Source organism: Type-E symbiont of Plautia stali (assembly GCF_059731115.1).
The window spans coordinates 2645833-2668959 of record NZ_AP035906.1; the positions used below are offsets into that span (position 1 = coordinate 2645833).

Genomic DNA, 23127 nt, shown 5'->3' on the forward strand with positions numbered 1-23127 from the left:
ATACGTGAATTTAGAAATCGATTAATACACTCTTCTGGCGCTGGCAGGCCTGAAACGCCTGACGCCCCAGATCCTTGCCAATACCGGAGCCCAGGAAGCCGCCGGTGGGAATAATGAAATCGCCGGAGCGACCGTAGCGGTTGATCCATACAGTGCCTGATTCGATGGCACGCATCGCTCGCATGGCACGCGGCAGGCTCAGCGTATGCACGCCGGCACACAGCCCATAGGTTTCGTGCGCCGCCAGCGCGAGCCCTTCTTCTTCGCTGTCAAACTCCTGCACGGTGAGCACCGGGCCAAAGATCTCCTGCTGCACCGCCGGGTTATCAGCCGCCACACCACATAACAGCGTAGGCTGCCAGAACCAACCTTCGGCGGTATCCGCAAAACGTTCGCCGCCCACTAACACTTCTGCGCCCTGCGCTTTGGCTTCGGCGATCACCGATGCCACCTTGTTGCCCTGGCGCTCATCGATCAGCGGCGCATAACGGCTGCTGTCTTGCCAGGTGACACCCGGCTGCGGCTGCTGGCAGAGCGCCACCAGGCGATCCAGCAGCGGTTGAGCAATGCCACGTTGCACAATCAAGCGAGTACCCGCGACGCATGCCTGTCCACCGTTGGCGGTGAAGCCGCGCAGGATGCGCTGTGCCAGGACATCGATATCGCCCGCATCATCGAACACCAGCTGTGGGCTTTTGCCACCTAACTCCAGTGTGACAGGCTTCATGCCATGCTGTGCTGCGTCACTCATGATGCGTGCGCCCGTCACCGTGGAACCAGTGAACGAGACTTTGCGTACCAGCGGATGGGTGACCAGCGCGCTGCCGGTCACTGCGCCACTGCCCTGCACAATATTCAGAATGCCCGCCGGTAAACCAGCCTGCACCGCCAGTTCCGCCATGCGTACGGTAGAGAAAGGTGTCAGCTCCGAAGGTTTCAGCACCACGGCATTACCCGCTGCTAGTGCTGGACCGCATTTCCACGAGGCCATCGACAGCGGGAAATTCCACGGTGTAATCGCGCCAATCACGCCGTATGGCTCCGAAATCAGCATCCCGAGGCTGCTTTCCTGCGTCGGGAACAGATCGCCACTGTATTTGTCTGCGCACTCGGCGTAGAAACGGATGGCCTCTGCGGTAAACGGAATCTCATGCTGTACCACATCGCTGATCGGCCGCGTCGACCCCAGCGCTTCGAGCTGAGCCAGTAACGGATCGCTTTCAATCAGATCCGCCCAGCGGCGTAACACTTTTCCACGTTGCCGTGGTGGGCAGCTGCGCCAGCCACTGGTTTTCAGCGCTTCATGGGCCAGGGTGACAGCCCTATCAACATCGCTGGCCTGGGCTTCGCTCAGCTCGGCATAGACTTTGCCATCAGATGGCCTTTTTACGGCAAAACGCGCGCCCTGGGTGGAAACATGATGACCACCAATATAATGGCCAATCGGGAGAGAAACTTTTTCAGGGTCGAAACTTAACATGGAAAATTCCTTATTTGTTACACCCATCACATGTGCGCCAATTAACGATTTGCACTACATTTATCTGTCACGTTAATAAGCTAATGCAGAAAGTATGCCAGCCCAGTAAAAAATAAAAATGCGTAAAAAACAGCCCAGAAAAATTTTCTGCCGTATTGAAGAGGGAAAATTTGCGGATTTGCCGAAGGAATAAACAGATGATTTACTTCACAAAATTCGTGCATCCCTACGGTGCAGCTCGCACGAAACTTGCACTAAAACGGTGATGGGCCGGAAAAGTATGACGCCGCGCACAAAATAAAACAGCGCCGTGAACCTGAGGTTACCGGCGCTGTTTATGAAATGGGTGATGAAAGTCATTATGCGCAATGAATTGCGCGATTACCTATTTGGAGCGGTGCGATTTAACACGCATTGCTGCATTTATAAACTGCCCATATGAAACGTTTTCTGCTCCAGATACTCTTCAATTCCATAGCGCGAACCTTCACGTCCTAATCCGGATAATTTAATTCCGCCAAAAGGTGCCGCATCTAAAGATATCGCACCGGTATTAAAACCGACCATGCCAAATTCTAATGATTCCGCCACGCGCCAGGCTCGACGTATATTCTCCGTAAAGAAATATGCGCCCAATCCATAAGGCGTGTCATTCGCCATGCGTATCGCCTCCTCTTCGGTATCGAAGACAAAAAGCGGTGCGACGGGGCCGAAGGTTTCTTCATGCGCAATGCGCATACTGCTGGTGACATTACCCAACACGGTCGGCTCAACAAAGGTGCCATTCGCTGCACTGATCCCGCCACGCAGCAAGGTCGCTCCCTGGCTAAGCGCATCATCAATATGGCTGTTCACCTTCTCAACAGCGCGATCGTTAATCAGTGGCCCAATCGTGCTACTGGGTTCAAAGCCATCCCCCACTTTAAGGGTTGCCACTGCCTCCAGGAGTTTCTCGCTGAAACGCTCATAGATACCGCGTTGCACCAAAATGCGATTGGCGCAGACGCAGGTCTGACCGGCATTACGGAATTTACTCGCCATGACGCCAGGGATAGTGACATCGAGATCGGCATCATCAAACACAATCAGTGGCGCATTACCGCCCAGTTCCAGGCTAAGGCGTTTAATGCTGTCGGCACTTTGTTGCATCAGCAGTTGGCCGACGCGTGTGGATCCGGTAAAGGAGATTTTGCGCACCGTGCGGCTGGCAGTCAGCGTGCTGCCGATCTCGGTGGGTAATCCGGTGAGCACCTGAAGTACGCCAGTGGGAAAACCTGCCCGCTCTGCCAGCACCGCCAGTGCCAGAGCCGACAGCGGCGTCAGTTCAGAAGGTTTGACGATGATCGGGCAACCGGCGGCCAGCGCAGGCGCCACTTTGCGGGTGATCATCGCAATCGGGAAGTTCCACGGCGTGATGGCTGCTGCCACGCCCACCGGCTGCTTCAATACTAAAATACGACGATCTTCACTCGGCGCCGGAATGGTATCGCCATAGATGCGGCGCGCTTCTTCAGCGAACCACTTCACAAAGCTGGCGCCGTATAGCACCTCACCTTTGGCCTCTGCCAGCGGTTTGCCCTGCTCGGCGGTCATGATAATCGCCAAATCGTCAGAATTGTCGAGAATCAGCTGATGCCATTTATCCAGCAGTGCCGCGCGCGATGCATTTGGGGTTTTGCCCCAACTGACACGCACCGACTCAGCATAATCTATTGCCTGCTCGGTTTCGGCTGCACCCAGTGCCGGAATAGTGGCAATCTGTTGCTGAGTAGAGGGATCAATCACCGGCAGCGTGGCCCCGGCGTGCGCGTCCTGCCAGCGCCCGCCAAACAACGCCTGCTGGCGTAACAGTTCTGCATCTTTTAGTTGAATCCGCGACATTTTCATCCCCTTTATCCTGTTCATTTCACTGTAACGTGGCGCAGCAGTGCAGGATGTTTTTCTAAGGGGTGGAAACCGGGCCAGGATGTGTTTTAGCGCGCCAAAAGAAATTTTATGCTGTGCATAAATGCGTCATTGATTACGGTGAGGTTTGTTGCCAGGAGCGCATGAATGCGTCATTGATTACGCTGCGGTTTGAGGCCAGGCGCGCAGGAATGCGCACCCTGTAGGAAATGTGTGGTCGCCATTTATGACGACCACTGCATTAAATCTGGAAATCGATAGCAGGTTCAGACTCCGTTTCATAGGAGAGCGCCTGACGCTTAATCTCCTCCAGCGACAGATTGGCGTTACACAGTTCCAGAAACTGCCAGACGTAATTGCGTTGCAGCTGGCCGCGCTTCAATCCTAGCCATACGGTGTTGGCATCAAACAGATGATGGGTGTCGATTTTCACCAAATCTTCACCTTCATAAATGTCGCACGCCTGATCAGCCAGGATGCCGACGCCGAGACCCAACTCAACATAGGTTTTCACCACGTCGGAGTCCTGCGCGCTGAGCACGATATCCGGCTTGATACCCGCCGCCTGGAATGCACGGTCCACTCGCGAGCGACCGGTGATACCCTGCCGATAAGTGATCAGCGGATGGCGGCTCAAACTGGCCAGCGTCACCGGCTGATGCTGCAGCAATTCATGGTCATGCGGCACTAACAACGAGTGATGCCAGCTAAACCACGGGAAAGCCGCGAGACTACTGTTATTCACCAGCTGCTCGGAAGCAATGCCAATATCGGCTTCGCCCGCCAGCAACATGGACACGATCTCCTGCGGCGATCCCTGATTGAGTTCAAGACGCACATTGGGATAGAGCTGACGAAATGCTTTTATCACGCGCGGCAGGCTATAACGTGCCTGGGTATGCGTAGTGGCAATGGTTAGCACGCCGCTGGTTTCATTGGTAAACACATCCGCCAGGCGACGTACTTTGCCAGCTTCATCCAGGATGCGTTCAGCAATGGTCAACAGCGCCTTGCCCGGTTCTGTCATGCCTAACAGTCGCTTGCCACGACGGATAAAAATCTCGACGCCGAGTTCATCTTCCAGATCGCGAATATGGCGGCTAACCCCGGATTGCGAGGTGAACAACGTATTCGCCACTTCTGTCAGGTTGAATTCGCAACGAGCCGCTTCGCGTATAATTTTAAGTTGCTGGAAATTCACACCCTTTTCTCCTGTTCCCTGCCCTGTTTCGTCCATGTTATGAAGTTGGCGTCATTGCAGGAAATAATAAAAAACGGTGTGTTATGCGGAATAGTAATAAGTAGGGTGATTTATCTCGACGCGTTTGCGGGTGTTAAAGCGTGAAGGGGTTACCCCAGCCGTAGATAGCTGGGGTAAAGAAGAAGGGATTAACCGACCAGCATCAACTCGCGCTCTTCCGTCATCGGCTTATTCAGCAGTGACAGCAGGATGTTTTTCACTGCCTGCGCGGAAGGTGACAGTGGCAAGCGCGCAGAGATATTCAGCGAGAGCGGCAGATTCAGCGATGGGCTGTTAATACGTGCCATCCACGCGTGAGTTGAACTCACCAGGGCGCGAGCCGCTGATTCCGGCAGAACGGTCACACCCATGCCGCTGGAAACTGCGGCAGTCAGGGTTGAGATTGACTCGATTTCACCGATGATTTTTGCGCTCAGACGACGCAGCGAGAATGCTTCATCAACACGTTTGCGCACCGCGCTGTAGTCACGCGGCAGGAACAAATTCATCTGCGCCACGTCGGCGAGATCAACGGTAGCGCCCGGACATGCGGTCGCACCGACCAGATACAACTCTTCTTTCATCAATGGAATGCTGTTAATGCCGGCTGTCGGCGCACGGTCATACAGCACCGCCATATCCAGCTGACCGTTCATCACTTTTTCATTTAAAGAGGTGCCGCTATTCTCATGCAGATACACCAGTACATCCGGGAATTGTTCCCGCACCGTTTGCAGCAGCGGCATCGTCAACGAAGAAGCGGCGGTGCCCGGTGCCAGACCAATTGATACCTGACCATTTAACGCCTGGCCCGCGTTGATGACAGCCGTTTGCGCCTGTTCACACTGCCGCAGAATCGTACGAGCATGAGCATAAAGAATTTTGCCTGCCTCGGTTGGTGTTACGCCACGTTTGGTGCGAATCAGTAACTGCTGATCGAGTTCGTTTTCCAGCGTCGCAACTTGCTGGCTAAGCGCAGGCTGCGCGATGTGCAGCACTTCTGCTGCCTGAGTCAGGCTGCCGATATCGACGATTTTTACAAAGTACTTCAGTCGTCTTAAGTTCATATTGCCTCCGTCAATCCCCGAATAACCCGTTTGGGTGTCTCAGCCTGCTGGCTTGTGTTCATGAAGTTGCAATATGCAGGCCAGGTTTATTCGAAGCGTGAAAAAGCAGTGCCAGAATATTCCTAACGGCACGGAAAATAAGCCTTTCTGATTACCTCTTAAGAGTTAATAAGCTGAGCACATGACACCGAGTGATTAAAAATAAATCAAAATGCACCACTATGGTGCGCAACTTGCGTGGCAGATGTGCAAAAAAGTGATGACCGAAAGCGTCGCAGTGGTGCATAACTCACAGAAAATGACCTAAAACGGTCAGAACGAAAGCAAACGCGGGGAAAGGAGCAGGATCAACCAGTGGGAAAACTTATTGTGAGGAAAGGCAGCTAAAGCGTAACAGGACTCAAGAAGCGGGATTTTGATTCCAACACGATCAAGGCGATACGCTAAGTCATTCGCGCTGTAACAAGGCGGCAAGATTGTTTAGCCATGGGAGCATAGATAACTGATGGACGTGAAAGTAAAAATGATTTGTTTCGCAACCTACTCAAAGCAGATACGCGAAAAAATTCGCGCTGTAGCAAGGCGGCAAGCCCGTTTAGACCTGGGAGCATAGATTACTATGTGACCAGGGTAAACGGGCGCAGCCAACGCAGCTACAGTGTGAAGTATGAAGCGTATCAGCGTTTTTTGCGGTTGCGGTGCATATCGATGGAAACTGCGGCGACGATAATGATGCCTTTAATGATGTCCTGCACGTAAGCATCCACACCCACGAAGGTGAATCCGCTCTTAATCAGACCCAGAATCACCGCACCAATCAGCGTCCCGGTGATGCGACCCACGCCGCCCATCAGGCTGCTACCGCCGATAACGGCTGCGGCAATCGCATCCAACTCGTACGCCATCCCCATACTTGACTGACCGCTACTGACGCGCGCCGCCAGCACCACACCCGCCAGGCCAGAGAGCGCACCCGCGATGGTATAGACGATGATCAGGTATTTATTAACGTTGATCCCTGACACTTTGGCCGAAGTCATGTTGCCGCCAATTGCATACACATACTTACCGTAACGGGTATGCTTCAGGGCGATGTGGAACAGGAAGGCCACCACCAGGAAGATGATCACCGGCATCGCGCCCTGGCCGATGGAGGTAAAACCATCTGACAGGAAGCTGATCGGGTTACCTTGCGTGTAATACTGCGCCAGACCACGCGCCGACACCATCATGCCCAGTGTGGCGATAAATGGCGGGATACCGGTTTTGGTAATCAGGAAACCGTTCATGACCCCGCACAGCAAACCTACACCAATACCGGCCACAATCGGAATGACGGCAGGCAGGTTAACCAGTGACGGATACATTGGTGTCAGGCTGTCAGAGGTTTGCGCCAGGCTAGCCGCCACCACCGCTGTCAGTGCAATCACCGAACCAGACGACAGGTCAATCCCCGTGGTGATGATGACCTGGGTCACGCCCACCGCAATGATGCCGATGATCGCCACCTGTAAAACAATCAATACCAGACGGTTGGTGTTGAGCAGGAAAGATTGGTCACGAACGTACCAGCCTGCAATCTCAAAGATTAAGGCAATACCCAACATCACCACAAAGATGCCGGTATCTTTCGGCAACTTATGGCGCAGGTTGCCAAAGAAGGATGTCGATTCCGCGGCCTGCGGGGCCGTAATTTTTACGTTACTCATAGATGTCTCGCGCCTCACTCGGATGCCAACGACAAAATGGTTTCCTGATTGGCCTCTTCTTTATCGAGGATGCCAGTTATACGTCCGCCGTGCATAACCATCACGCGGTCGCTCATGCCCAGAATTTCCGGCAACTCCGACGAGACCATAATGATGGCCACGCCACGGTTTGCCAGTTCGCTGATTAAGCGGTAAATCTCGGCTTTTGCCCCGACGTCAATACCGCGCGTCGGTTCATCGAGGATCAGAATCTTCGGTTGAGCCAGCAGCCAGCGCGCAATCAGCACCTTCTGCTGGTTACCGCCACTGAGGTTGTTGATGATCTGATCCATGGTCGGCGTTTTAATATTGAGCTTGCGGATCTGCTCCATGCAGTCCTGTGCCATCTTCATGTGGCTAACGAAACCGGCTTTACTGACATAATCCGGCATGTTGACGATGCTCATGTTCTCCATCACCGACAACACCAGGAATAAGCCGGACTTTTTACGGTCTTCGGTCAGGAACGCCATGCCCTTCTCAATCGCCGTGGAAGGCGAATCGATTTTGACCGGCACGCCATCGATCAGCACTTCACCGCTGTCGAAGCTTTCCATCCCGAACAAACTTTCCATCACTTCACTGCGTCCCGCCCCCACCAGACCGGCAACGCCGAGGATTTCGCCCTTGCGCACCGTGAAATTGATATCGGTGAAACGGTCTTTGCAGGTCAGATTGCGAACCGTCAACACTTCTTCACCGATCTCACCATTGAATTTCGGGAACAACTGCGTCAGTTCACGCCCCACCATCTGAGTAATCAGCGACTGACGGGTAAACTCGGAAGTGCTGTTACTGCCCACCCAGGTGCCGTCGCGGAAAATGCTGATCTCATCGGTGATGGTGAAAATCTCATCCATCTTGTGACTGATATAGATGATGGCTTTACCCTGCTCGCGCAGGTCGCGGATGATGGTGAACAGATGCGCCACTTCGGTTTCCGTCAGTGCCGAGGTCGGTTCGTCCATAATCACAATGTCGGAGTTCCACGACACCGCTTTGGCAATTTCCACCATCTGCTGAGCAGCGATACTCAGCTCGCCAACCATACGATCGGCTTTTAAACGGATATTGAGTTTGTTGAGTAATTCCTGCGTTTGCTTGTTCAGCAACGCGTGGTCAACAAAGCCGTACTTCATCGGTTCGCGACCGAGCCAGATGTTCTCAGCCACAGTCATGTAAGGCACCAGATTCAGTTCCTGGTGGATCATCGAGATCCCCGAACGCAGCGCGTCCATGGTGTCCTGGAACTGCACCGGCTCCCCTTTAATGCGAATGGTGCCCTTATCGGGACGATACATCCCGATAAGGCATTTCATTAAAGTGGATTTGCCCGCGCCATTTTCACCCATCAGGGCATGTACCGACCCCGGTTTAATGCGTAGTGAGACATTGTCGAGTGCCTTCACTCCGGGGAAGAACTTGCTGATGCCTTCGGCTTCAAGCGCAAATGCGGTCATACATCACCTCCGTACGGCTAAGTCGGGAACGATTATTTCTGATTACGTGATTCGAACTGCGCCATGTTGTCTTTGGTGATCAGCTGGTAAGGGATGTTAATCACCTTCTCAACCTTCTCGCCTTTCGCCAGTTTCACCGCAGCCTGTACCGCGCCTTCACCCTGACCTTTAGCATCCTGGAACACGGTGGCGACCATTTTGCCGTTCTTCAGCATCTGCAACGCATCCGGCGTACCATCCACACCCGCGATCAGGATGTGGTTCGGGTTTTTGCCCAGCGCCTGCAGCGCACCAATCGCCATTTCATCGTTGTTCGAAGCAATGGCCTGAATGTCATCGCCTGCGGTCATCCAGTTACTCACCACATCTACTGCGTCATTACGGGTGAATTTCGCGGTCTGTTTCTGTACCACTTTAAGGCCCGGGTATTTAGCCACCACCGCTTCAACACCTTTGGTACGGTCACGGGTAGATTCGTTAGCCAGGTCGCCCATCAGAATCGCGACGTTGCCTTTACCGTTCATCGCTTTTGCCAGCGCTTCCATTTGCAGACGGCCCGCTAATTCGGAGTCAGAGCCGACGTAAGCCATTTTGTCGGTCAATTCACCTGCCGGTTTGCGGTTAACAAAGATCAGCGGCACACCCGCTTTAGAGGCCGCATCCATCAAAGGTTTGACGGCATTGGTATCCACTGGGTTAACGATAATGGCGTCAACGCCCTGACCGATGAAGTTCTGAATTTGTTGCAGCTGTTGGGAGACGTCGCCTTTCGCATCTTCGACCTGACCCTTAACGCCATCTTTGGTCATCTCTTTCTGCATCGCGGTGCGCAGAATGGTCAGGAAGTTATCGTCAAACAGCGCCATAGAGACGCCCACCTGAAGGTCTTTTGCCATAACAGCGGCAGGTAACATGCAAGCTAACAGGGAAGTCACTAACGCTTTTTTGAATTTCATAGGTAACCCTTCTTATTCGTTAACATGCTCAGTTGGGCTGATACGACGAATGAAAAATATTTTTTACATTCACTCAACGGCACTGGCGTTATTTATCTGGTTGTAGAGGTAAGGCTTCTGGTCTAACGCTATCGTTTCGGTACTGCTCTTTCCTGCAACTATCTACTTATCAAAAGGTTATTTTCGAAATGCTGTTTCAGACGCCAAAACTGATTTCACCCGTGATGATAAGCAGTTCATTTGTTTCATCTGATCAGCATTTGAAATTTTCATCATAAAAGCACTGAAATGATTGTTTTAAAATCGGCAAATAACAAAACTTTGACATGCATCTAACATCTCAAAGGAAATGCGCTTAAAGTGAGATCTTGCTGGCAGTTTGAAATCTGAACGTTCAAGGCAGAAAAACAGCATTCCGCTGCTTTTACGCGCACTTAAACCAGAAGTGTGCGATCGGGCTTTGACATTGGGGATCGGCATCGCTAATATGCGCCTCGTTCACACGATTCCTCTGTAGTTCAGTCGGTAGAACGGCGGACTGTTAATCCGTATGTCACTGGTTCGAGTCCAGTCAGAGGAGCCATATTTAGAGAAGCCCGCTCAGGGAAACCTGAGCGGGCTTTTTGTTTTTATGATTTATTGTTGAGAAACGAGGAAGCCTGACCATTAATTATTCGGCCAGTCTTCCTATGGGCTTGTTGTATTGCAGAACGCTCAATACGAAAAGGCCGCTCAGAATTCACTGAGCGGCCTTCACACTTCTGTTTTTATCTTCTTTATATTACCGCGCCAGCGAAGCCGCCTGACTCAATGTCATATTACGCGTCTCCGGTGCGAGCCATACCGATACCAGCAGACCAATAAAGGAAACAATCGCGGCAGCATACATGGTGTATTCGATGCCTAGATTTTGCAGGGAAATCGGCACCAGCCAGGTTCCCGCAGCAGAACCGATACGTGACATGGATGAACCCATACCGACGGCGAAGGCACGCACTTCCGTTGGGAACAGCTCGTTCGGATACACTAACTCCAGCACCTGTGCTCCGCCGATAAATACCGCGTAAGCGCCAAACATCACCAGCACCAGCATTTCTGAACCGTGGGAGAACATCCCCAATGCCAACAGCGCCAGGCTTGACCATAAAAAGCTGTGGATGATCAGACGGCGGCGGCCCATGCTATCAATCAAACGGGTTGCCACAACACAGCCCACCACAAACAGCAAGGTGATGGCGATCGAACCTAGCGATGCCCATTCACCGTCCAGATTCAGGGCTTTCAATACTACGGGTGCGAACGAATACACCGCAAACATCGGCACAACGGCCGCACTCCAAAACACCGAGACAAACAACATACGCTTGCCGTAGCCAGAGCGCACCAGATCTTTCAACGTAACTTTGGCATCCACTGACTCCGCGGGCATATTTTTCAGCGAGAATTCTGGACCGTAGACTTTCTTGATGATCTGCTCAGCCTCATTGAAGCGACCTTTGCTGACTAACCAGCGTGGCGATTCCGGCGTGCCGATGCGCAGAACGAAAAGGAGTACCCCCAGCACGGCCGGGCTGGCCAGTACCAGACGCCATGCGGCATCACCGCCAATCGAGAGAATAAGGTTACCCACGATATAAGCGAGGGCTGCACCGGCAAACCAGAGAATGGTCAAACCGGCCAAACGTTTGCCACGATGCTTTTGCGGCAGGAATTCAGTGAGCAGTGACCCGGCAACCGGATACTCCAGCCCCACTCCGACCCCCACCAGGAAACGCAGGATAAACAGCGTGAGGGCCGATTCCGCCCAGAAAGTGCCGACCGAACCCAGGATAAACAGGATTGGCCCGACAAAGAACAGACGACGACGACCCACAATATCGGTCAACCACCCGCCAAGGAAACCACTGCAGAAGGTGCCGAGCATCGCTGAAGCGGCCACCATGCCCTGCCAGAAGGTATCAAGTTGCAGATGCTGGGAAAACTGCACGATCGCCACGCCGATAATACTCAGCACGTAGCCATCGAGGATCCAACCGCCACCCGCGCGCAGCGACATTAACTGGTGAAAATTATTAAGCGGGACATCTTCAATGGATATATTGGTGTTGCTCATAACAGGGTCTCTCCTGAATTATTCATTTCTCTGCAGGCGCAGCGATCTGTCCTAATCAAAAATGATTTGGCGGAACGTTAAAGAAACAGAAAAAAAATCATTGACTGATTTAGGTATTTCTTTAAAAAAGAAATTGACCTCGAAATTGAAAAACCCTGCGTTTAATCCCTGAACATAAATAATGAAATTAAGCATGACCCACTTGCAGATCGTCTGTCTTCATCATTGTTTAGCGGTGTGTTGACCCAATACGCATTTGTTCGCTTTTGTCTGTTAATCACAGGTTAACTCCATGTTCAAACTATGCTGAATTTCAGGTGGTGTAAACATGCCCAGGACACCCAAAACTTGAGATTGTGATCATCTCCAAAATTCATCTGAAAAAATAATTCGAAAAAGTTATACGTATAACTCATTGAAAATTAATTTATTAATTTCAAACCACGGTAAAATCATACTACTTAATTGTATTTCCTTTGTATTTTTCATGTATGCAAAAAAGTTACGTGGTGGGATGGGTTTTCATGGGTTGGGGAGCAAGCAGGTAGGAGTGAGTCGGCGTGCAAGTACGCGAAACAGTGCGCCAGATCGCACTGTTTTTTCGCGGATAAAAAGTCAAAGAAGGGAATTAAACAACAAACTCATAATGCGAGCCATCGGGGAGCTCGATGTTGAGACGCAGTTTTCCGCCAGCGGCTTCAACATAGCGCTTCAACGTCGAGAGTTTTAAGTCCCGGCCAGGTTTTTCCATTCCAGCCACGGTGGGTTGTTTAATATTTAATTGCTGCGCTATCTCCACCTGTGTTTTGTTTACTCTTTCACGCAATTCAGCAAGGTGAATATTCAGTAATACTTCTTCAGCCATGGAATTGGCTTTAGCGACGACTTCAGCCTTCTCGGCCGCAAGAATCTGTTCGAGTGTTCTGCCCATGTCGTTACTCCTTTCTCTCTTCGCGTTGAAGATGATGGGTAAATTCTTTATCTGCGAGCGGGATCAGCTCAGCATAAAAACGCTTTTCATTGCCACACTTATGACCCGCACAAAGCACTACACCGCTGCGCCGGGGATCGAATGCGTAAAATGCCCGAATAGGATCACCTTTGCTTTGAATACGAAGCTCTTTCATATTGCTAAAACGAGAGCCTTTGAGGGTATCAGCGTAAGGCCTGCATAACGCTGGTCCTGCTTGCTGCAATACGATCAATGCGGACAAAACGCATGCTCTATCAGTGTCATCTTGCGCCACAAGCCAATTATCAAAAGTGTCCGTTGTTACTATCTGCCACATGATACGCTCCTATCAATATAGGTCAACTACTATATAGGTTAAAGGCGATAATCAGTGTGGCGAAGCAAGCCGAGTCACGCACTTTATCTGTAATGACGTGTCGATAGGGATTCCAAAAAAAAATGCCCGCTCAGTTATCCTGAGCGGGCATGGCCCTCATTAACAAAGATGCTAATCCACTGCAGGCGATAAAGGTGCCAGCTCCAGGCTGCTGCGGAAATCGCTGCCCTGATAGTCGTTATCCAGCAAATTACGGCGACGTAATTCAGGGAGCAGTCCGTTGAGCAGCAAATCTTGCTGGTCCGGGCTACCCAGGCCGTGCAGGGAAATGACGTCCAGCACGCCCGCCTGATAACGCTGTTCGATGGCATCGGCGAGTTGTTCTGGCGTGCCTGCCACAAACCAGTGGCCGGTCTCTTCTGCTTTGATAATCAGTTCACGTAGCGTCAACCCCTCCAGCGCATACTGCCGGAAGATGGCGGCGCGGCCCTGGCGGCGATGCACCTGCTCCAGTTGCGGAATCAGCGAAGCGGGCAATGACTGGTCGAACGGCAAGTCAGACAGATCCACCTCACCGCCCAGCATATCCGCAACGCGCAGCCTGCCCTGTTCGAAATCTATCCGTTCGTGTTTGTCACGCAGGCGACGAGCCACATCCGCATCACTCTCGCCAATGATGGAATGGAATGAGTTCATGATCAGCGGCGGATTCTGTTCGCGACCAAAACGTCGTGCCCGCTGCTGCACATCTGCCACAAATGTCTGCGCCGCCTCAAAGGTGGGCTGCGATGTGTAGATCACTTCGGCATAGCGCGCACCCAGCGTGACACCCGCCTCAGATTGCCCGGCCTGAAACTGCACCGGACGGCGCTGCGGCGGCGGCGGTACGTTGAGCGGTCCGGCAACCTGGAAGAAATCACCACGATAGTGGATAGGATGGAGTTTGCGATGATCAATACGAATGCCACCGCTTGCCGTGCGCTGCACTGCTGCACGTTCGTTGGCGTCATACAGCGCGTTCATCACCTCAATAAATTCGGTGGCGCGTGCATAGCGTTCCTGCGGTGGTGGCAACTGGCTTTCACCAAAATTCTCCTCACCGACGGAGGAAGTCACCGCATTCCACCCAGCTCTGCCGCCGCTGATGTGATCCAGTGTAGCGACCTGGCGCGCCAGATTATAAGGATGTAACCAACTGGTGCTGACCGTAGCGATTAAGCCAATCTGCGACGTCACCTGACTTAACGCCGCTAAGGCAATCAGCGGGTCCTGCGTGCCGGTGGTGCCCGCTAATCCAGCGGGATCGGCCTGCAGTAAATCAGCAGTGAACAGGCCGGTGATTTTCTCGCGTTCAGCGATTTTCGCCAGTTCAATGGCGCGTGCGATACCCACGCCCGGTTGGCTGTCATTGCCCGCGGAAATCACGCTGCTGGCACCGACTAAGGTTTTGAGTTTACGACGATACGTTTGCGACACCATATTCTCCTTTAAGGTTGGCGCGTGAAATCTGCTTTTACGGCTTGAAGTGCGTTTGCATCAATCAGCAGACGCAACCCGGTGCGTGCCAGCACGCGGGCGCCAATCAGCAACGCCTGATAACCGCGCTCAGAGTTGGCGGCTTCACGGAAGGGCACAGTGTGAAAAATCAGATCATCCGGACCAATTTTCAGCCACGGGTGCGCGGTGGGCACCGCATGGCTGATGTCCCCGGCATCAGTTGAGACTTTATTGCGCTGCGGCGAGAGATCGACCTGCTCGCCCGCTGCACGAAACTCCTCCAGCAGCACCGCATCCAGCGCGGGGTTAAGCTTGAAATCACGCGGACCGATTTGATGATCAATCTCCACACGTGCACCGGTCGCCAGCGCCACACCCTCGGCAATCGCTCTTAATTTCGGCTCTAAGGATTCCACCAACTCGCGGCTATCGGCACGAATGTAGTAGTGCGCCGAAGCGTATTCCGGGATCACGTTGGGTGCCTGACCGCCGTTGGTGATAATGCCGTGCACACGCACGCCGTCCGGCAACTGCTGGCGCAGTACGCTGATGCCGTTGTATAGCAGCACCAACGCATCCAGCGCATTGATGCCTTCATGCGGGGCGCTGGCAGCGTGTGAGGGTTTGCCATAAAAATGGAAATAGAGATGATTGTTCGCCAGCGTCGATTCAGTAAGGCGCGTTTTACCGGATGGATGCACCATCAGCGCCACATCGACATCTTCGAGCAGCCCGGCTTCGACAAAACGCTTCTTCACGTTGCCTTTTGGCCCGCCAGGACCGGCTAATCCGCCCTCTTCCGCTGGCGTTCCTAACACCACGACACGGCCGCCGGTTTGTTCCAGCACCTGAGACAGCGTGATGGCCGCCGCGACGCTGGTGGTGCCGATCAGGTTGTGTCCGCAGGCATGGCCGATGCCAATGAGCGCATCGTATTCCGCCAGGAAGGCAATGGTCGGGCCCGGTTTACTGCTGGCTTTGACCGCGTAAAACGCGGTTTCATGTCCGGCGACGTTGCGCGTGACCTCAAATCTCTGCTCAGTGAGCAACTGCGTCAGCTGCTCACTGGCAAAGTATTCGTTGTTGCCGGTTTCCGGTTTCGCAAAGATCGATTTCGCCACCGCAATATATGAGGCGCTGTGCTGTTCGAGATAGTTTTCCAGCGTGAGCTGAAGGGTATTCAGCGGCATAACGAATTCTCCTGAATATTGGCAAGACATTACCATCACTCTAAGCGCGTTAGCTGCTGATGTTTATCAAGAAATAGTGATAAGGATTGCGGGAAAAGGCACAACTGATTTACGGCAAAAATACGCAATAAATTGCCCCGCTGCGGCTGTTTTGCTGCGGGCGAGTCCTGGCTCACCCGTATTGGGCCGACCTGAAGGCTACACCCTGCAAAGGCTTGACGTGCTGGACGTTCACTACGGTTCGCTATGTTTGTAAAACCGCTAGTGACGCGATTTATCGCGCGACGTCTAGTGTCGCTTATCGATGTGCTGCACCAGTCGATCGCCGACCCACTGAATGCCACATACCAGCACAATCAACACCGCAATCACCGCGATCATCACTGAGGTTTCAAAGCGTTGATAACCGTAACGGATCGCCAGGTCGCCTAATCCGCCCGCACCAATCGCTCCCGCCATCGCCGATGCGCCGATTAATGCCACCAGCGTCACCACAAACCCCGAGAGAATGCCGGGCAGCGCTTCTGGGATTAAAACATCCCAGACGATACGGAGCTTACTGGCACCCATCGCGCGTACCGCATCAATCAGGCCGCGATCCACATCGCGTAATGACACTTCTGCCACGCGAGCAAAATACGGCGTTGCGGTGATCGACAGCGGAACTATCGCCGCCCACGTCCCCAGTGACGTACCGACCAGAAAGCGGGTAAACGGAATCAGCGCCACCAGCAAAATGATGAAAGGGAGCGAGCGGAAGCCGTTGATCACCAGCCCCAGCACCCGGTTAATGCCACGGTGTTCTGCGATGCCGCCTGCGCTGGTCATCACCAGAATCAGCCCCAACGGTAAACCGGCAACCAGTGAAAACAATCCTGAAATCAGCGTCATCAACACCGTTTCGCCCAACGCGTTGAGCAATAAATCAATCATCACTGGCGACATAACCGACTAACTCCACTTGCGCCTGCTGCCCGCGCAGCCAGCTGAGAATCTGTTGCTCATCGGCCACGTTGGCGACCGGAAGCGCGATAAAAAAACGCACCACGGCGTAGTGCTGAATATGATCGATGCCGCCCTGTAATAAGCGGAACTTGTCCGGCAACGCCGCCGCAAATCGGGTCAGCAAATCGCCCTGCGCATCCTCGCCGGCAAAGTGCACGCTATAGATGGCCTCACCCTGTCTCCTCTCGGTAACCCGTGCGGCCAGCGCTTCAGGCAGCTGCGGCAGCAATCCACGCAATAAGGTGCGCGTCAGCTCAGATTGAGGATGCGCAAACACCTGCCACACCAGGCCTTGCTCAATGATCTCACCCGCGTCAATTACCGCCACGCGTTGCGCCACCGACTTGATGACTTCCATTTCATGGGTGATCAGCAGAATAGTAATACCCAGTTTTTGGTTGAGTGATTTAAGCAGCGCGAGAATAGAACGGGTGGTTTCAGGATCCAGTGCTGAAGTGGCTTCATCACATAGCAGCAGTGCCGGGCTTGCCGCCAGTGCACGAGCAATGCCAACACGCTGTTTCTGACCGCCTGAGAGCGCCGCCGGATAGTGCTGTGCCTTATCCGCCAGCCCCACCAATTCCAGTAATTCCGCCACGCGTTGGGCACGTTGCACCTTATCCAGACCGGCAATTTTCAGCGGCAACGCGACATTCTGCGCCACGGTTTTCGCCGACAGCAGGTTGAAGTGCTGGAACACCATACCGACGCGACTACGCACAGATTGCAGCTGTTTTTCCGACAGGCCGGTAATTTTCCGGCCTTCGATTTCAATGACGCCTTCGTCAGGTTGCTCCAGTCCGTTCAGACAGCGAATCAACGTCGATTTGCCCGCACCACTGCGGCCAATCAGGCCGAGAATTTCACCTTTCTGCACCGTCAGTGAAATATCGCGCAGCGCCTGAGTTTGCCCAAAGCGACGTGAAACGCCCTGCAAGTGCACTACGCTGCCGCTTTCGCGAGCAAGACGTTCACGGTCTTGCGTATTCTCTACCACGCCACGCGTTAACGCGCTAAACGGTGCTTCGACACCCGAGAAAATCGTCATGCTTAATCCTTACCAGGCCGTTTCGCCGGTGCCTTTATAGACCTTATCAAACACGGTCTTCACAGCGTCGTTCTGATACGAGGACACCAGGGTTTTCACCCATGGCGCGCTCACGTTCTCTTTCTTCACGGCGATAAAGTTGTTGTAAGGGTTGTCCTTCACCGGCTCCTGCGCGATACGATCGGCGGCAGTCAGACCGCTTTTCAATGCCCAGTCGGTGTTCACCACCGCCGCATCCAGATCCGGCACTGAACGGCCAATTATGCCGGAGTCGAGCTCCTTAATTTGCAGGTGATGAGGGTTGGCGGTGATATCTGCCGTGGTGGCGGCAATGCCGACGCCAGGCTTCAGCTTGATCAGACCTTGCTTTTCCAGCAGCACTAAGCCACGCGCTTCGTTGGAAGGATCGTTCGGCACACCAATTACCGCCCCGTCTTTCAGCTCAGCCGCCTTCTTCACTTTCTTCGAGTAGAGACCAATCGGCCACACTGCCGTATCGCCCACGCGAACGATATCGTAATGATTCACTTTGATTTGGTTATTGAGGAAAGGCTGGTGCTGGAAGGCATTGGCATCCACCTCACCATTTTGCAGTGCCTCATTCGGCTGGTTGTAGTCGTTAAAAATCACGGTTTTCACCGTCAGTCCTTTGGCAGCGGCTTGCTTGATCACTTCGCGCCAGACGTCTTCATCTTCTCCGCTCATGATGCCGACTTTGACTGAGGTTTTATCGGCGGCGTGCGCCAGTGACAGCGGTGCTAATACGGTGCTCGCCAGCAGCAAAGCGCCGGCGGTTAACAAGAATGTCGTTTTGGCGGATGCCAGACGTGTGTGCATAGTTATTTCCTAATCGTTATAATTGCAGCGGTCAAAGTACACTGTCGTGATGAACAGATAGCCGCAGTATACGCAGATGCTTATTCCTGCATTATGATTTATCCGGGAATGCTATTCCTGAAAAGAATAAAGACACGCAGCCGCTCGCATCGCCACAAGTGAACGGACGGCTGTGGTACCATGCCGTTTTGATTGACCTGTTATTGAGCGCTATGTCGGACACTACAACGAAACGTAAAAATGACCCGGAAGGGCTGAAAAAACGCATCCTTGCCGGTGCCCTGAAAACCTTCGCCGAGTTCGGTATGCAGGGCGCACGCCTTGAGCAGATTGCTGAACACGCGCAGACCACTAAGCGCATGGTGGTGTATCACTTCGTCAACAAAGAGAAGCTGTATATCGAGGTGCTGGAGCAGGTCTATCAGGCGATTCGTGAACACGAAACCGGATTGAACCTTGCACAGATGGAACCCGAGCAGGCGATGATTAAACTGGTCGAAGCCAGCTTCGACTATCACGCCACCCATCAGGATTTCATGCGTTTGGTGTGTACGGAAAACCTGTTGCGCGGTCGCTATATTGTGCAGTCCGAGCGCATCAAAGCGTTGAACAAAAGTACGCTGGATCTGCTGGATGACATTCTGACGCGCGGTCAGCAGCAAGGCATCTTTATTGATGGCCTGAACACCGTGGACGTGCACCGCTTATTGAGCAGTATCTGTGTGCACCACGTCGCCAACCGCTACACCTTCCACTTCCTGTTCACCCCTGAGGATACGGAAGAGGACAGCATCCGTCGTAACCGCCAACTGGCCGTGACCGCAACGCTGCGCTACATCTGCAAGGCACCTTAAACATGGGCAGTGCTGTGATGGTCTACGCTTAAAGCTTTGGGACCGTCACAGACCTCAGTATAAGGAACGCCGTAGTGAACAGAGATTCCCTCCTTTACCCCCTTCGCAACCCGCAAAATACCGAGCACGACAGTGTCCTGTGGAACTGGGCGCAAAACACCGTGGTGGGCCAGCGTGAGCAAGTCCATCAGCCGCAAAACGAAGCCGAACTGCAACAGCTGCTGAGTTCGTCAACAGGCAAAGTGCGCGTCATCGGCAGCCGTTTATCACCCGGCCGCATGCTGTGTGTGAATGCCGACGATCTGTTACTCGATCTCAGCGCCATGCAAGGCGTATTGGGAGAGGATGACGACAGCATCACTTTCGCGGCAGGCACGCTGCTGCAGCAGGTGTTCGACGCACTCACCGCGCGCAATCGCATGTTAGGCTGTTCGCCAGGCGTGATATCCGTTCAGACGCTGGCGGGCGCGATAGCGACGGGCACCCATGGCCAGGGATTGGATCAGAGTTCACTGGCGGATGAAGTGATAAGCATCCGCATGGTTATGGCCGACGGCAGCGTGCGGGAGTTTCAACGTGGCGATAGTGATTTCCCTGCGGCGCAAACCTCATTAGGTTCGCTGGGGATTGTGACCGCCATAACGTTGCGCACCCAGCCGTTTCGCCTGTTTACCTGCCATAAATTTGCCGAGTCTGCCGATACGCTGGAGCAGGATCTGCCGCGCTGGAATCAACAGTATGAACTGAGCAAAGCCTGGTGGTTTGTGGATGACAACCTGATGCACGTGTGGAATGCCAACCCCGCCAGTGAAGCAGATGTTCAGGCGTGGCACGCCAATGGTGGAGAGGTGATCGAGCATGGCGATGACACTGACAGCAGTCTGAATGACACCATCGATCAGACGCTGGCGCAGATGCATCGTGATACGCAGATTGAAGGCAAAGGCGGTAAACAGTTCCGTACGGTCACGCGATTCCGCGATTTCACCGACCTCAGCGGCGACATCTACCAGCTGTTTTGTCGCGGTATTGCCGTGCCGCAAATTAACGTGGAAATTGGCGTGCCGCTGGATAAAACACCGGAAATTATCGGCAAAATCAAAGCCTGGTATGCGGAGAATCACCCGCACATGCACTACCCCATCATTTTGCGCTGCACGGGCGCGTCAGAAGCCTGGCTTAGTCCAGCTTATCAGCAGCCGACCTGTTTCTTTGGCTTCGTGGTCTATTACGCCGATGACGGTTCGCTGTCACAGGACGGTCTGCATTTCCTCACCGAGGTGGAGAAATTACTGGCAGCAGAAGGCGGACGACCGCACTGGGGAAAATACTACGATCCGCAGCGCTACAGCTGGCGGGATATCTATCCGCAGTGGGATGCGTTCCGCGCGGTACGGGAACAACTCGATCCGCAGCGTCGTTTTAGCAATGACTATGCCACGGCTTTGTTTGATTGAATTTTGACGGGGGAAGATTTATGTACGCCTGGGTAACACTACTGACACAACCGGACTATTTTATCGGCGTGAAAGCGCTGCACCGTTCACTAAAACGCAGCGAAACCGCATGGCCATTGATTGTGATGGTGACCGATGCGATCGACATCGAAACGCGTGAAGATTTGCAGGCATTGGGCTGTGTGATTCATCCAGTCGATCCTCTGATGCCGAATGCGGAACTGGAGCAGCATTATGCCTCTGCGCAATTTGGTGAAGTGTGGAGCAAGCTGCGGGCATGGGAACTGACCGGCTGTGAGCGCGTGGTATTTCTTGATGCCGACATGCTGGTGCTGCGCAATATGGATGAGCTGTTTACGCTGGACCTCGGCGATCATGCGCTGGCCGCGTGCCACGCCTGTCGCTGTAATCCGAATAAAATCGCCAGTTATCCCGCCAGCTGGCAGCCGGAAAATTGCCATTACACCTGGCAGGATCGCGGTGAAGCGGCTCCTGCCAGCCTGGACCGCTATCTGAATGGTGGCTTTTTAGTGCTCGAACCGGATCAAGAGGTGTTTAGCTGGCTACAGCAAAAAGTCGCTGCTATCACTGATCTACGCCGCTATCCGTTCTCTGAACAGGATTTACTTAATGAAGTGTTTGAGAATCGCTGGCTGCCGCTGCCGTATATTTACAACGCACTGAAAACACTTCCGTTCCAGCACAGCGCCATGTGGCAAGAGGATGAAGTGAAGAACCTGCACTTTATTCTGGCTAAGCCATGGAAACGCGACCTCAACCAACCCGAAAGCGAACGCGACCGCTACTACGCATTGGATAAGCTGTGGTGGAAGTTAGGGGTTAATTAAGAAAAGAGGCGCACTTCGCAAAGTGCGCCTCTTTAGTTTTAACGCCAGCCCAGTTCCGGTGCCACATGGGTCAGGATGCTTTCCATCACGTGCGCACAGTAATCCACGCCCAGCTGATTCGGGATGGTAAGCAGCAGCGTATCGGCTTCGGCAATCCCTTCGTCCTGTGCCAGCTGTTTGATCAGCTGATCTGGCTCTGCCGCATAGCTACGACCAAAAATGGCGCGGGTTTTCTCATCGAGGAAGCCCACGGAGTCCTGATCCTGACCACTGCGACCAAAGTAAGCACGGTCGATGTCATTGGTCAGCGCAAAGATACTGCGGCTCACTGACACACGCGGCGTGCGCTGATGTCCGGCGGCTTTCCAGGCTTCACGGTAAGCGCGAATCTGTTTGGCCTGCTGGATGTGGAACGGCTCGCCAGTCTCATCATCCTTCAGGGTGGAGCTTTGCAGATTCATCCCCTGCTGAGCTGCCCAGATGGACGTTGCATTTGAACCGGAACCCCACCAAATACGCTCACGCAGTCCTTCTGAGAACGGCTCCAGACGTAGTAAGCCCGGTGGATTCGGGAACATCGGCTGTGGATTCGGTTTAGCAAAACCCTCACCGCGCAGCACTTCCAGCAACTCTTCGGTGTGACGACGTCCCATATCGGCATCGGTTTCACCCTCTTTCGGGTTAAACCCAAAGTAACGATAGCCTTCAATCACCTGCTCCGGGGATCCGCGACTCAGACCGAGTTGCAGACGGCCGTTAGAAATCAGGTCTGCCGCACCGGCATCTTCCGCCATATACAGCGGGTTTTCATAACGCATATCGATCACGCCAGTACCAATCTCAATGCGATTGGTTTTGGCACCGACCGCCGCCAGCAGCGGGAACGGTGAACTTAACTGACGCGCAAAGTGGTGCACGCGATAGTAAGCGCCATCCGCGCCCAGCTCTTCTGCAGCCACGGCTAAATCGATGGATTGCAGTAACACGTCCTGAGCGGAACGGGTGGCTTACTGCGATGACGGGGTCCAGTGACCAAAGGATAAGAAGCCAATCTTTTTCATGGTGAAATTCTCCAGAGGGACCGCACTGGCCCGCACATGATGCATTAGGTTTCGATGGAGAAAGGTTACGCC

Annotated in this window: 18 protein-coding genes, 1 tRNA gene and 1 pseudogene; 4 read left to right on the forward strand and 16 right to left on the reverse strand. The window is 53.4% G+C overall.

Annotated features, from left to right (window positions below):
* Positions 1-10: 10 nt before the first annotated feature.
* The 7 genes from AC6I8L_RS12210 to AC6I8L_RS12240 all read right to left on the reverse strand — a co-directional run bounded on the left by AC6I8L_RS12210 (position 11) and on the right by AC6I8L_RS12240 (position 9856).
* Positions 11-1480, reverse strand: a complete 1470-nt coding sequence (locus tag AC6I8L_RS12210) for an aldehyde dehydrogenase family protein (RefSeq protein ID WP_058962312.1) — start codon at positions 1478-1480, stop codon at positions 11-13.
* Positions 1481-1903: 423 nt separating this feature from the next.
* Entirely contained in the window at positions 1904-3361 is a 1458-nt protein-coding gene (locus tag AC6I8L_RS12215; protein WP_058962327.1) for an NAD-dependent succinate-semialdehyde dehydrogenase, read from the reverse strand.
* Positions 3362-3626: 265 nt separating this feature from the next.
* Positions 3627-4586 (reverse strand): HTH-type transcriptional regulator Cbl, encoded by a 960-nt coding sequence (gene cbl / locus AC6I8L_RS12220; protein ID WP_058962313.1) that lies wholly within the window; start codon positions 4584-4586, stop codon positions 3627-3629.
* A 188-nt stretch (positions 4587-4774) separates the two neighbouring features.
* Positions 4775-5692 (reverse strand): nitrogen assimilation transcriptional regulator NAC, encoded by a 918-nt coding sequence (gene nac, locus AC6I8L_RS12225; protein WP_034824624.1) that lies wholly within the window; start codon positions 5690-5692, stop codon positions 4775-4777.
* A 677-nt stretch (positions 5693-6369) separates the two neighbouring features.
* Positions 6370-7401 (reverse strand): ABC transporter permease, encoded by a 1032-nt coding sequence (locus tag AC6I8L_RS12230; protein ID WP_038646197.1) that lies wholly within the window; start codon positions 7399-7401, stop codon positions 6370-6372.
* Between the two features lie 14 nt (positions 7402-7415).
* Positions 7416-8900 carry a sugar ABC transporter ATP-binding protein gene (locus tag AC6I8L_RS12235; RefSeq protein WP_058962314.1) on the reverse strand — a complete coding sequence of 495 codons (1485 nt, stop codon included), beginning with the start codon at positions 8898-8900 and terminating at the stop codon, positions 7416-7418.
* Between the two features lie 32 nt (positions 8901-8932).
* Positions 8933-9856 carry a sugar ABC transporter substrate-binding protein gene (locus AC6I8L_RS12240; RefSeq protein WP_058962315.1) on the reverse strand — a complete coding sequence of 308 codons (924 nt, stop codon included), beginning with the start codon at positions 9854-9856 and terminating at the stop codon, positions 8933-8935.
* Between the two features lie 507 nt (positions 9857-10363).
* Here AC6I8L_RS12240 and AC6I8L_RS12245 point away from each other — a divergent pair.
* A tRNA-Asn gene (locus AC6I8L_RS12245) sits at positions 10364-10439 on the forward strand.
* Between the two features lie 198 nt (positions 10440-10637).
* Here AC6I8L_RS12245 and AC6I8L_RS12250 read toward each other — a convergent pair.
* The 8 genes from AC6I8L_RS12250 to AC6I8L_RS12285 all read right to left on the reverse strand — a co-directional run bounded on the left by AC6I8L_RS12250 (position 10638) and on the right by AC6I8L_RS12285 (position 18835).
* Positions 10638-11969: an MFS transporter gene (locus AC6I8L_RS12250; protein ID WP_058962316.1), complete on the reverse strand. Its 1332-nt coding sequence runs from the start codon at positions 11967-11969 to the stop codon at positions 10638-10640.
* A 628-nt stretch (positions 11970-12597) separates the two neighbouring features.
* Entirely contained in the window at positions 12598-12900 is a 303-nt protein-coding gene (gene proR / locus AC6I8L_RS12255; RefSeq protein WP_058962317.1) for a transcriptional regulator ProR, read from the reverse strand.
* Positions 12901-12904: 4 nt separating this feature from the next.
* Entirely contained in the window at positions 12905-13258 is a 354-nt protein-coding gene (locus tag AC6I8L_RS12260; RefSeq protein ID WP_058962318.1) for a type II toxin-antitoxin system RelE/ParE family toxin, read from the reverse strand.
* Positions 13259-13429: 171 nt separating this feature from the next.
* Positions 13430-14734: an NtaA/DmoA family FMN-dependent monooxygenase gene (locus AC6I8L_RS12265; RefSeq protein WP_058962328.1), complete on the reverse strand. Its 1305-nt coding sequence runs from the start codon at positions 14732-14734 to the stop codon at positions 13430-13432.
* An 11-nt stretch (positions 14735-14745) separates the two neighbouring features.
* Positions 14746-15945 (reverse strand): M20 family metallopeptidase, encoded by a 1200-nt coding sequence (locus AC6I8L_RS12270; RefSeq protein WP_058962319.1) that lies wholly within the window; start codon positions 15943-15945, stop codon positions 14746-14748.
* Positions 15946-16233: 288 nt separating this feature from the next.
* Positions 16234-16890 carry a methionine ABC transporter permease gene (locus AC6I8L_RS12275; RefSeq protein WP_058962320.1) on the reverse strand — a complete coding sequence of 219 codons (657 nt, stop codon included), beginning with the start codon at positions 16888-16890 and terminating at the stop codon, positions 16234-16236.
* Positions 16871-17998, reverse strand: a complete 1128-nt coding sequence (locus tag AC6I8L_RS12280; RefSeq protein WP_058962321.1) for a methionine ABC transporter ATP-binding protein — start codon at positions 17996-17998, stop codon at positions 16871-16873. Before AC6I8L_RS12280 ends, AC6I8L_RS12275 begins: the two co-directional genes overlap by 20 nt.
* Before the next feature lie 9 nt (positions 17999-18007).
* Positions 18008-18835 carry a MetQ/NlpA family ABC transporter substrate-binding protein gene (locus AC6I8L_RS12285; protein WP_058962322.1) on the reverse strand — a complete coding sequence of 276 codons (828 nt, stop codon included), beginning with the start codon at positions 18833-18835 and terminating at the stop codon, positions 18008-18010.
* 212 nt (positions 18836-19047) lie between these two features.
* Between AC6I8L_RS12285 and AC6I8L_RS12290 the strand changes: the two genes are divergently transcribed.
* The 3 genes from AC6I8L_RS12290 (at position 19048) to AC6I8L_RS12300 (ending at position 21994) form a co-directional block, all read left to right on the forward strand.
* On the forward strand, positions 19048-19689 hold the full coding sequence (locus AC6I8L_RS12290) for a TetR/AcrR family transcriptional regulator (RefSeq protein WP_058962323.1): 642 nt from the start codon (positions 19048-19050) through the stop codon (positions 19687-19689).
* A 74-nt stretch (positions 19690-19763) separates the two neighbouring features.
* Positions 19764-21146 (forward strand): D-arabinono-1,4-lactone oxidase, encoded by a 1383-nt coding sequence (locus AC6I8L_RS12295; protein WP_058962324.1) that lies wholly within the window; start codon positions 19764-19766, stop codon positions 21144-21146.
* Positions 21147-21166: 20 nt separating this feature from the next.
* Positions 21167-21994 carry a glycosyltransferase family 8 protein gene (locus AC6I8L_RS12300; protein WP_058962325.1) on the forward strand — a complete coding sequence of 276 codons (828 nt, stop codon included), beginning with the start codon at positions 21167-21169 and terminating at the stop codon, positions 21992-21994.
* Positions 21995-22032: 38 nt separating this feature from the next.
* Here the strand turns inward: AC6I8L_RS12300 and AC6I8L_RS12305 are convergent.
* Positions 22033-23055: pseudogene (locus AC6I8L_RS12305) on the reverse strand (LLM class flavin-dependent oxidoreductase).
* Positions 23056-23127 lie beyond the last annotated feature (72 nt).

Coding starts and splice junctions, on each gene's coding strand:
- AC6I8L_RS12210 (WP_058962312.1), bottom strand. CDS start 1,480: ATGTTAAGTTTCGACCCTGAAAAAGTTTCTCTCCCGATTGGCCATTAT.
- AC6I8L_RS12215 (WP_058962327.1), bottom strand. CDS start 3,361: ATGTCGCGGATTCAACTAAAAGATGCAGAACTGTTACGCCAGCAGGCG.
- nac (WP_034824624.1), bottom strand. CDS start 5,692: ATGAACTTAAGACGACTGAAGTACTTTGTAAAAATCGTCGATATCGGC.
- AC6I8L_RS12230 (WP_038646197.1), bottom strand. CDS start 7,401: ATGAGTAACGTAAAAATTACGGCCCCGCAGGCCGCGGAATCGACATCC.
- AC6I8L_RS12235 (WP_058962314.1), bottom strand. CDS start 8,900: ATGACCGCATTTGCGCTTGAAGCCGAAGGCATCAGCAAGTTCTTCCCC.
- AC6I8L_RS12240 (WP_058962315.1), bottom strand. CDS start 9,856: ATGAAATTCAAAAAAGCGTTAGTGACTTCCCTGTTAGCTTGCATGTTA.
- AC6I8L_RS12250 (WP_058962316.1), bottom strand. CDS start 11,969: ATGAGCAACACCAATATATCCATTGAAGATGTCCCGCTTAATAATTTT.
- proR (WP_058962317.1), bottom strand. CDS start 12,900: ATGGGCAGAACACTCGAACAGATTCTTGCGGCCGAGAAGGCTGAAGTC.
- AC6I8L_RS12260 (WP_058962318.1), bottom strand. CDS start 13,258: ATGTGGCAGATAGTAACAACGGACACTTTTGATAATTGGCTTGTGGCG.
- AC6I8L_RS12270 (WP_058962319.1), bottom strand. CDS start 15,945: ATGCCGCTGAATACCCTTCAGCTCACGCTGGAAAACTATCTCGAACAG.
- AC6I8L_RS12275 (WP_058962320.1), bottom strand. CDS start 16,890: ATGTCGCCAGTGATGATTGATTTATTGCTCAACGCGTTGGGCGAAACG.
- AC6I8L_RS12280 (WP_058962321.1), bottom strand. CDS start 17,998: ATGACGATTTTCTCGGGTGTCGAAGCACCGTTTAGCGCGTTAACGCGT.
- AC6I8L_RS12285 (WP_058962322.1), bottom strand. CDS start 18,835: ATGCACACACGTCTGGCATCCGCCAAAACGACATTCTTGTTAACCGCC.
- AC6I8L_RS12290 (WP_058962323.1), top strand. CDS start 19,048: ATGTCGGACACTACAACGAAACGTAAAAATGACCCGGAAGGGCTGAAA.
- AC6I8L_RS12300 (WP_058962325.1), top strand. CDS start 21,167: ATGTACGCCTGGGTAACACTACTGACACAACCGGACTATTTTATCGGC.